Source organism: Candidatus Propionivibrio aalborgensis (assembly GCF_900089945.1).
GTDB classification, from domain to species: domain Bacteria; phylum Pseudomonadota; class Gammaproteobacteria; order Burkholderiales; family Rhodocyclaceae; genus Propionivibrio; species Propionivibrio aalborgensis.
On the sequence record NZ_FLQY01000113.1, the window covers coordinates 1 to 10128 of the forward strand.

Annotated in this window: 7 protein-coding genes; 3 read left to right on the forward strand and 4 right to left on the reverse strand. The window is 55.5% G+C overall.

The annotated features are described in order from the left end of the window. The 3 genes from PROAA_RS07155 to PROAA_RS07165 form a co-directional block, all read left to right on the forward strand. Positions 1–264: tetratricopeptide repeat protein (locus tag PROAA_RS07155; RefSeq protein ID WP_186410689.1), on the forward strand; the 264-nt coding region annotated here is incomplete at its 5' end. Between the two features lie 572 nt (positions 265–836). Then, positions 837–2471 (forward strand): uracil-xanthine permease family protein, encoded by a 1635-nt coding sequence (locus tag PROAA_RS07160; RefSeq protein ID WP_186410690.1) that lies wholly within the window; start codon positions 837–839, stop codon positions 2469–2471. A gap of 7 nt (positions 2472–2478) precedes the next feature. Continuing rightward, entirely contained in the window at positions 2479–2862 is a 384-nt protein-coding gene (locus PROAA_RS07165) for a bacteriohemerythrin (RefSeq protein ID WP_186410691.1), read from the forward strand. 243 nt (positions 2863–3105) lie between these two features. Here the strand turns inward: PROAA_RS07165 and PROAA_RS07170 are convergent, their stop codons facing one another. From PROAA_RS07170 to PROAA_RS07185, 4 genes are all read right to left on the reverse strand, one after another. Then, complete coding sequence (locus tag PROAA_RS07170) at positions 3106–5538, reverse strand: serine/threonine protein kinase (RefSeq protein ID WP_186410692.1); 2433 nt, start codon at positions 5536–5538, stop codon at positions 3106–3108. Positions 5539–5618: 80 nt separating this feature from the next. After that, positions 5619–6029, reverse strand: coding sequence for a DUF3293 domain-containing protein (locus PROAA_RS07175; protein WP_186410693.1), 411 nt, complete (start codon positions 6027–6029; stop codon positions 5619–5621). Continuing rightward, on the reverse strand, positions 6026–7372 hold the full coding sequence (locus PROAA_RS07180; RefSeq protein WP_186410694.1) for a DNA recombination protein RmuC: 1347 nt from the start codon (positions 7370–7372) through the stop codon (positions 6026–6028). The genes PROAA_RS07175 and PROAA_RS07180 overlap by 4 nt, the downstream gene beginning before the upstream one ends. Before the next feature lie 93 nt (positions 7373–7465). Further along, a partial coding sequence (locus tag PROAA_RS07185; RefSeq protein ID WP_186410695.1) for a DUF748 domain-containing protein occupies positions 7466–10128 on the reverse strand: 2663 nt, incomplete at its 5' end.

Below are 10128 nucleotides of genomic sequence, written 5' to 3' on the forward strand. Positions count from 1 at the left end.
CCGAATGTCGACTACGTTTACTACCTGCGCGGACTGGTGAATTTCAACGAGGATCTGGGAATCCTCGGCCAGATCAGCCAGCAGGACATGACCGAACGTGATCCGAAAGGTGCACGCGAGTCCTTCGATTCCTTCCGTGACGACCTGATGGGAATGAACGACCTGCGCGACGACGTGGAGCGCGTGATGCGCAAAAACTACCCGAATAGCGTGTATTACACACGCGGGCTTGAGCGCAAGGAACCGTGGTGGAAACTCTGGTAAGTGGCCAAGCAGTAGCCTCAAGCTTGTCAACAACACTCTAGACGTGACCCACTTGGTCCGCTTCCACCAGCTTAAATTTGACCGCGTGGGCCGGAAATTGCATCCTCTTGGTTGAGAGGCGTACTGCCGCAGTCGGCCATCAAGAGACGTAGTGGCTGCGAAAAATCGCCCGGCGCGAACGGCGGGTGACTGATCCGCAACCCGCTGCTTGACTCGGTTCCCAGCCGGTTCAGTCCCGTCATCGGCCCCAAGAAGTTATTGGCCAAAAATGCCACGAGTGGCCGGCGCGGGATGCTTACCCCTCACCTCTGGAGGGTACGTCCCCCTGCAATAGATCTCGCTTTTTTTATTGAATTCCAACTCAATATTCACCTTGACTGGCTTGTTGTGGTCACGCATGATGCCGGCTCGCCGTTTGGCCCCCTGCGCCCAGTCCATATTGGCGCCATCACCAAGTTTGTTTGCGACATAGTCAGAGAAAATAAAAATGGCGCTCGTATTGCGAATGGCAGCGTCACTGAGTCCGAGACGTTGTTCCGAATCGCTGGTTTGAATAGTTCATCGAAGCGTTCATGAAGACAACGCGAAGATCACTGAGAGTAACCCCGAGCGGTATGCTCTTCGGACTTGACGACGTTCCGCGGCCCTTGACCTTGGCCTTGCTCGGCCTGCAGCACTTTGTCGTCATCGCACCCAACCTGGCAATCGTCGTCCTCATTGCAAGGTTAGCCGGAGCCGAGCCCGAGGCAATCGCAACGATGATTTCCTTCGCGCTCATTGTCCTGGCGATAGCGACCGCCCTGCAAGGTCTCGAACGCATCGGCTCGGGCTTCTGCATCGTCAGTTGCAACACAGCTATCTATGTGTCGGCGTCCATCGCCGCGGCGGCCGGAGGCCTGCCGCTTGTCTGCGGGATGACTTTGCTCGCCGGCCTGATCCAAATTCCCTTCGCCGAGGCTCTCTTGCGGATGCGGCGCTATTTCCCGCCTGAGATTGTTGCACTCACAATCATCATTGTGGGAATCGAACTCGGTGCGGTTGGACTTCAGCGCGTATCGACCGCAGGTAGCCCCGGCCTGCTGATCGGTGCGCTGACTTTTTTTCTTTCCGTCGTCTTGGGCGTCTACGGTCGTGGACCACTTCGTCTCTATTGTGCCCTTATCGGAATGGTCTCGGGCTACGGACTGAGTGCGTACGCTGGCCTGGTGCATAATGAGTTGCACGGGCATGCATTGGGGAAGGCCATCTTCGCGATCCCCGATCTCCCTGTCCCGCGACTTGACTTTGACTGGGGCTTGGTCCTGCCCTTCGCATTCGCGGCGATTGCCGCTTCGCTCAAAACAATGGGCGCAGTCGTAACCTGCGACAAGATCTGCGACGCAGGATGGGTCAGGCCAGACATGCGCCTTGTCCGCCGCGGCGTTATCATCGACGGATTGGCCACTGCGCTTTCCGGTTTGGCCGGTGCCGTTGGGACAAACTCGTCGACAGCCAGTATCGGCGTATCGCACGCAACAGGCGCGACCAGCCGCGTAATCGGCTTCGCTGTTGCTGGCTGGATGCTTCTGTTCGCTTTGACCCCAAGATTCACCTATCTGTTCGTCGCCATGCCCGACCCGGTGGTTGGCGGCGCACTCGTCTTCGCAGCATGCCTCGTAATGATCAACGGGCTGCAGCTTCTCGGTACCGTTCCCATGGACATGCGACGTGCTGGGGTTGTCGCCTTTCCGCTCATTCTGGCGATCGCATGTGTGGCCAAGGCACCGATATTCGACCTCGTACCCGTAGAGTTCAAGCCGATGTTCTCGTCGGCTCTCGGCATCAGTGTCTTCGCCGCGCTACTGGCGAATTTTTTCCTGAGTTACGGCACCGTCCGGCGGGCTGAGTTTGCCCTGTTGACCCAGCCCAATATTCACGAGTACATGGCACGCATCGAGGAAGCATGCGCTACGTGGAACGTGGCGCAGAACGTCAAAGCCCGCGTGATGCTTACCCTGCGCGAACGGTTCGACGAGCGATGCACGACATTGCGCCTGCAGTTTGATGGCTACACCCTGCACTTGGGTTTAACGCGTCGTATCGATACCCGTGTGAACTTGAGCGAAACAACACACAACAGCTTTTTTTCGGATCGCATCAGTGACAGCGTCATCCATCGCAAGCGCCGGGGGCTCACTGAAGTGTTGTCCGTCTATTTCGAACAATGAGACTGCGATGCCAATCACCCGTTGGAACACGGACCTGTCCGTAGGCGTAGAAAAACTCGATACCGATCATCAGCAATTGATCGCCACAATGAACACGGTTTTCGACGCACTACTTCAGGGCAACAGCGCGTCGACCGCGCGCAAGGCGCTGTTGACGCTGCAAGAGTATGTAAATGACCATTTTCTCCGCGAGGAAAAATGGATGCTTAAAAATGCCTATGTTGAGCTCGACCGTCACAAGCAAGAACATGACGCGTTGCGGCAACACGTTGCCCGCTTGCTCGAATTGCCGCAGCATTCGGATGATCAGTTGGCCGTCGAAATGCTCGTTGTGCTGCGCGACTGGCTGCTTGGGCACATTGCTCGCTCCGATAGAGCGGCCGCACACTGACCCCTCAATCTCCAAATTGCCTTGGAAACAGGCAAACAGCTTGCCTCAATAAATTGTCTCCTCGACGTGCGAACGGTGGCAACGGCCAATCTTTTGCCCGTGAGTGCCCGTGCCGGGCGACTGCTCGACTCTATAACCGGCCATTGAATCATTTGCTTGGGGTTTGTTGCCGCCACTCCTGAACTTGAGGGGTCAAATCGAAGTGATGCCCTTGGTTCATTTTGACTGAGTCCAACGAGTTCGCTAACTTGACTGCTTGATGGCCAGCACTGCCTGATTGCGCAAAGTTCGCATCAGCGACAATTCCTTTTCTGTAATCACGATCTCGCCGGCAAGATCGCAGTCCGCATAGATCATGGCGACCGGATTGCTCTTGATGCACAAGGGGAAGATGACAAAGGTCCCGGAATTGACCCCCTTGCTGAACCACTCCGGTATGCGCGCTGAAATTTTCGCATCCTTGGTATCGCTGATCAGGATATCGACGCCCTTCGACAAAGCCGCATGAAAAATATCCGGCGAAAAGGTCAGAGAGAAGTTGAAGCGCTTGGCAATTTCGGGCGCATCCGGCCCAAACCCAAACCGGCCAAGCATTGAATTGTTGCGTGCATCACGAACGCACAGGATGACACGCTTGAAACCCTTGGCACGGTACATGGTTTCCAGAATGATGCGCAACACGTCATTGAGCTTGAAATCCTCGACCAACGTATTGCTGATGTCCTGAATTCCCGCCATCAGGATGACTTCTGAATTCCCGATCTGAGCTGCCGCCCCTGAGACACCTTCTTCACCCGCTTCAATTTCTTCACCCGCAATTACCGGACTGCCCGGCGCACCCGCCGGGACAACGTCTGAAAGCACGGTTTCCGCGCCTTCAGCGGCGATCCTTTTTTCCTCTTCCGCACCCTCGGCGGCCCCCGACTTCGCTCTCCACGTCTTCATCTGCCGGCCAAACTCGGATTGTTTCAGATTGACGCCAATGATTCCGGCGAACAGCACCACCTCCTGCATCGATTTTTCCATCGTCTCGCGCAACGCCTGTTCATTCAGCGAAATGTTCTCGCCAAAGCGAGACATGACCTTACGCAGTTCCTTCTGTCGCTGCTCAGGCTCGACATCGGCGATCAATCCACACAGGTCGTTGGCGAATGCCGATAGAACACGCATCCTTTCCTCGACGGTACTTGCCTTGCGAACGTTACCCGCGGGCAATTTGCGCATGCTATTTACAATCAGACCGGGGAAACCCCAGGTACGGGCAATGCCGATGCCTAGATCCTCGTAAGAGATACCGAGCGTCTGTACCGCTGCCGCTTCCTCGCTGCACAACTTCTGCTCGATCATCCGTTTGATTTCAGTACTTTCATCCGGGAAGTAAAACTGGCTCAACAGACGTCCGAGGTTGTGAAACATCGAGCAGATAAACACCTGCTCAACGTCTCGCGCCGACGATTTTTCGCTGATATCCTTGGCCAGAATAGAGGCTAGGTTCGCGCGCAGAAATTCCTCTTTGAGCTGCTTGGCGTTGGACTTGTTTTGCAGGTGTTCGAAGAGCATTACCGTGATCGCAATATTGCGTACGGCGTCGAAACCGAGTACCAGCACGGCGCGCGATATCGTACTGATGCTTCCACCGCCGACCTGACGATAATAGGCGGAATTGACCAGGCGCAGAATCTTGTTGGTCAGCGAAAAATCCTTGAGAATCGAGTTTGAGAGATTGGAGATGCTTTCCTTGTCGGAACCGGCAATTTTATTGATCGTGCCAACCGATTCCGATAATGCCGGAAAGTCGCTCTTATGACGCATGCGCCGTAACAGAAAATCAATCGTGCTCTGCTTGGTATCTGCGGAAGCTACGGGATCCTCAGGTTCCAGATAGCCATCAAGCGCCTCACGCATGTCGTTGATCGATGCGAAGCGCTGTTGCGGATCACGGGCAAGCGCCTTGTACAGGATGCTGGCCAGTTGATCATCGAGTTCGACGCCAGCAGTCGCCGGCACCTTGATATCTGCATTGGCCACCTGATGCATGATTCCATAGACATCGTCGCCTTGCACCGCGCGTTGCCCGGTCAGCATTTCATACAGCACCAAGCCGGCTGAAAACACATCGGTTCGTTCACTGCTTTCCCGATGGGCGATGTACTCGGGCGCCATATAAGACGGCGTTCCCATGAACGTATCCCCGTCGTTCGAATGCGTCTCGACACGTGCCGCAATGCCAAAGTCCATTACGCGCGGCAGGCCATCGACGCCAATCAGTATGTTGTTCGGCTTGAGATCGCGATGGATGATGCCTGCTGCATGAGCATGGGCGATCGCGTCGAGCACGGGATGCAGAATCGCAATGGCTTTCACGGGCGTCAGGCGACCGCTTGCTGCCAGGAATTCGCCAAGATTCTTGCCGGGAACATACTCGAAGACGAGATACAGATCCCCCTGCTCTTCATCCGCTTCAAAAATGGGAACGATGTTGGGGTGGCGCAACTGGCTGACCATGCGCGCTTCAGAAAGCAACTGCTCGTTCTTCTGCGGATCGGGGCGCGAAAAATGCAGTGTCTTGATCGCGACCTCTCGCTGCAGGTGCGGGTCGCGCGCCAGATACACAACGCTTTGTGCGCCCCGTCCCAATTCACGGATTATTTCAAATCGCCCTATCTTCTTGCTCATGATGTTCGTCATTTCTATGGCGCATTGATATTACCCGCATCAAGGCCCGGTGGTGTGAAAACCTCGCTGTGTCAGGAAAATCAAATCCAGACAAGACGCGGGGCAGCTCCGGTATCGCCACAGACACAGGCAGACTGATCAAACTCCGCAGCCAGATGGCATACTGCCATTTCGCGTACTTGCAGAAGGAGATAGCCCGGCTCCACCGGCCAAAGATCATCATCGGCGATATTGCAGGCCGGGAAATGCGGCCAGCCCAATTCTTCGATTCTTTCGAGCAAACGAATCTGACGCTCAGCATTATCTTCTTCACGGAGCACGCGTCCAGGGTTGTATGCGGTAATCACGCCCCAGCAAGACAGTTCCAGTCGGCGCAAGAAGTTGTCGAATTCAGGATGCATTTCCCCAATTCGCAATCTGAATACACCATCGGACGTTTCTACCTGGTAGCTTGTCGCCCGAAATGAAGCATCAAGAACGTTTGTTTTCAAACGTCTTCCTCAGCTTGCCCGATCTCCTCAAGCTCACCCAGTCTGGTCTGCGCTTCAAGCATGGGCAACGCCTCGACGCCTTTCAATTTGCGCTCGATCTGCCGCGTCCGCACGCTGGCCGATTCGATACTTCGGGTGGCCTGCTCAAGCTTCCTGCGCGTAATCTCAAGCACTTCACCAAACTTGCCGAATTCGGTCTTGATGGCACCGAGCACGCCCCAGACCTCCGAAGAACGTTTTTCGATGGCCAGGGTTCGAAAGCCCATCTGCAGACTATTGAGCAAAGCCGCCAGGGTGGTCGGGCCGGCAATGCTGATGCGAAAATCACGCTGCAAACCATCCGCCAGGCCAGGACGACGCAAGGCTTCGGCATACAACCCCTCGGTGGGCAAATAGAGTATTGCGAAATCAGTGGTGTACGGTGGCTCTACATACTTGTCGCGGATTTTCTTCGCCTCATCGCGCAGACGCAATTCAAGAGCCTTGACCGCCAACTCCACGGCCAGCGGATCGGCCCGCTCCTGCGCTTCGATCAGGCGCTGATAGTCCTCCATCGGGAATTTCGCGTCGATCGGCAACCAGACCGGGCGTTTATCGTCCTCGCCCATCTCGCGTCCGGGCAGGCAAATGGCGAATTCAACGCGCTCACTACTGTTTGGTCGCGTTGCGACATTCTTCCGGTACTGTTCGGCGGTCAGCACCTGATCGAGCAAAGCCTCCAATTGCACTTCACCCCAGGTGCCTCGCGTTTTGACATTGGTCAGTACCTTCTTCAAGTCGCCGACGCCGGCAGCCAGTGTCTGCATTTCGCCAAGCCCCTTATGCACCTGTTCCAGACGCTCGCTGACCAGTCTGAACGAGTCGCCGAGGCGCTGTTCGAGCGTCGCGTGCAGCTTTTCATCAACGGTCTTGCGCATCTCCTCAAGCTTGCTCGCGTTATCGGCCTGCATGGCAACGAGGCGAGTTTCAACCGATAGCCTCAATTGCTCGAAACGCTGCTCATTGCTTTGCGTCAGACGTGCCAGCTGCTGCGCAAACGACTCGAGTTGCTGTCCCTGCAAGGTCCCAAGCTGGCCTACCTGGGCAGCCAGTGTCTTGGTCAATCGATCCAGCGCCTGCGACTGCTCTTCGCGGTCTCCCCTGGCGGCGCTTGCCGCCTCTTGTCGCCCGCTCGCCATTTCATGGCGCAATTCGCGCTCGACCCGCTCCAGGCCGTCGCCCAATGAGCGGAAGAACGGATCGAACGCATCGTCCTTGCGGCTGGAACGCCACAACAAGACTATCTGCATCAGAAAGACCAAGACGCCTATCGCCGCCAGCCCATAGATCAAATACTCATTCATACCCATTTTTCACAAATTGCTTTCGGGATGACACGAATTTTCAGGCGCGACAAACACCGAGAACCCAGTCGAAGAAAGTTCAGGGTTTCGATCTCACTTCAGCGAGAAATCAACTCGACTACGCTTTGCTTGTTCTGCAGAGTCGGACTTGGCCTTCTCCTCGCCAACCTTGCTTGGCAGCAGGAATAGCCGCTCAGGAGGAATCTCATGGGCCACCAACCAGTCACGCACGGCCTTCGAACGACGATCCCCCAGCTTGCGCAAGTCATCGTCGTCAACGACGGAATTGGCCAATATCAATTTCTCCATTTCCTCAACCGGCAGACTCTTTACCATGCCGATCATATTGCGCGGCTTGGTGAATTTTTCTGCGCGGTAAACACGTTCAAGCAGCTCGGGATACTCGGCAGAACTGACCTCGATCGAGCGCGCCGAACCGTCTGCGTTAGCCGATTCAGTCGAATCACTATCGCTGCCGCCTTGTTTCATCTCTTCCCGCTTCAAGGCCTTGACCTTGCGCTCCAGACGCGCGTGCTTCAAGCCCTCACGGTCCGACTCGGGATCAACTCGCCCTTCGACCTCTAGCTTGAGCTCCGCTTTCTCGATCAGCGCCTTGGCCAGACTATCAAGCCGTTTCTCCGCCGCAGGAGAAATGCTTGCTCGCCCCGGGTCAAACTCTACGTTTGACAGTTCCTCGCCGCCACCAAACATTGAACCGAGCAAGGCAAAGGGCGAAGTCACCGCTTTGAGAATGGCATTGACAATAATCTCGGCGACTATTCCTCCGATACTGAACTGTGGATCATTCAGGGAACCCGAAATGGGCAGATTCAGGTCAATCTCGCCTTTGCTATTCTTTAGCAGTGCAACTGCCAGCGTCACGGGCAGTGAGGTCGCATCCGGGCTTTCAACAGCTTCGCCGAAGGTCAATTGATCGAGTAGAACCCTGTTCTCGGCTTCAAGTTGATCATTCTTGATTTTGTACTTGACGAACAATGAAAGTTTGCCTTTTTCGATCATATACCCGGCGTATTTGCTGGAATAGGAGGACAGGGAAGTCAACTCGATGCCCTTGATATCCGCCTGCAGATCAAGATAGGGCTTAACTGAAAGTGGATTGATCCGTGCGCTCACATTGAGCGGCGATACATTGTCGTACTTGCCACGCAACTCAAGAGTGGCAATGGAGTCCTGCTCTGACGACAAGCCAGTCACATGGCCACCGATCTGCTTCAGATTCGCCGAATAATTCGGCTTGACGAAGTTGTCGCTGAATCTGACCTGGCCGCCCTGCAAAGTGATTTTTCCGATCTTGATCGGCAGCAACGGCTTGCGTTCTTCCGATGTCGCCGCGACTGGCGCAACCGCCTTGCCGTCCGATGTTTCGTTCGCTGGCGGCGCGGCCGGATCAGACGGCTGAGGGACTACCGCCACCGCCGAAGCTCCATCCTTGCGAACAATCTGCATCAAGTTGAGCTTTCCGTCCGGGCTGACGATAATACGGGCAAAGAAGTCGGATAGCGCCACCTCGCCGACGGATATCGAATCAGGACCAAGACGCACGTCCACTTTCCCGAAGTAGAGCGACTTCCAGCGCAAGAAATCTGCCGAGTTAAGCTTATCCACCGCGTTGAAATCAGCGATCGTCGCCAGCCCGGAAAATCCCCCGGTCAGCGAGATCGCTCCGGCCGTTTTGCCTGCAGCTTCCTGACGTAATTGCACTTTGCCATTCGCGCTCACCCGTCCTCGGGTCACCGCAATGTTCAGCTTCTCTGTGAAATAGGGTTGCAGCGGCAGCAACTCAAGCGACTTGATGTCAAGATTCAGGTCAGCGTTTAAGGGGAAAGTTTGTGCGGTCCCATCGACGGCAAGCACACCTTTGCCATTGATCTGGAAATGCACTGCAAGTTTCGCTGTCTGTTCAGGCACAGTCGACAGGTTTTCAATCTCAAAACCCAGGTTCTCGACGCTTTGCACCGCCGCCGGGGAAACTGCCTGATCTTCAAATCGCGCTGCGATATCTTCGCCGACATACTTCGCCACTGTGATCTTCCACGGCTCCGAATTGTCTTCTTGCAACGCTTCAGCAGCGCGCAGTGCCGGTGGCTTGAGCCAATCGATCATGCCATCGGCCTTGCGTCGAACCAGGGCGCGCACCCCGCGCGCCAGCACGTTCCCTGCCAGCACCTCGCGTTTGGCCAGATTGAGCTGGCCACCCTTGATCGTGAAGGATTCGATCTTTAACCACTCCTCGGCGACCATTTGCCAGGAAAGTTCAAATGTGCCTGGAACAGTGCCTTTGCTATCGAGTTTCATCAATTCCAATTCAATGGCACTGATGCTCGCATTGAACGGCTTGTCATTCGACTCATCAAGCCAGTGCAATGCGCCGCCTGCTACCTTGACTTCCCCGAGCGACCATTCGATCGGAGTGGCAGGCTCCGGCTTATCAACCGCCTGCGGTGCCGATTTCTCAGCATCGAGCTTCTTGCGGAAAAACTCGATCCAGTTGATCGTGCCTTCGCGGCTGACACGCGCATGAAGTTCAGGCGAATCGACGGCGATACGATCAATGACAAACCGGCCGCCCAAGAGATCGGACGAACCGATGCCCAGATCGAGTTGCTTGACCGATACCAGGGGCGCATCGGACGAGTTATTGACCTCAAGGCCTCTTATGGCTGCCGTACCGGACAGAAGCAAGCTTGCAGGTTGACCCTCCTGCTGATGGAACACGAGATTCAGATTGCTGTCCA

Excerpts from the sequence above, each read along its gene's own strand:
- PROAA_RS07160 (WP_186410690.1), top strand. The coding sequence starts at position 837 with ATGAAGACAACGCGAAGATCACTGAGAGTAACCCCGAGCGGTATGCTC.
- PROAA_RS07165 (WP_186410691.1), top strand. The coding sequence starts at position 2,479 with ATGCCAATCACCCGTTGGAACACGGACCTGTCCGTAGGCGTAGAAAAA.
- PROAA_RS07170 (WP_186410692.1), bottom strand. The coding sequence starts at position 5,538 with ATGAGCAAGAAGATAGGGCGATTTGAAATAATCCGTGAATTGGGACGG.
- PROAA_RS07180 (WP_186410694.1), bottom strand. The coding sequence starts at position 7,372 with ATGAATGAGTATTTGATCTATGGGCTGGCGGCGATAGGCGTCTTGGTC.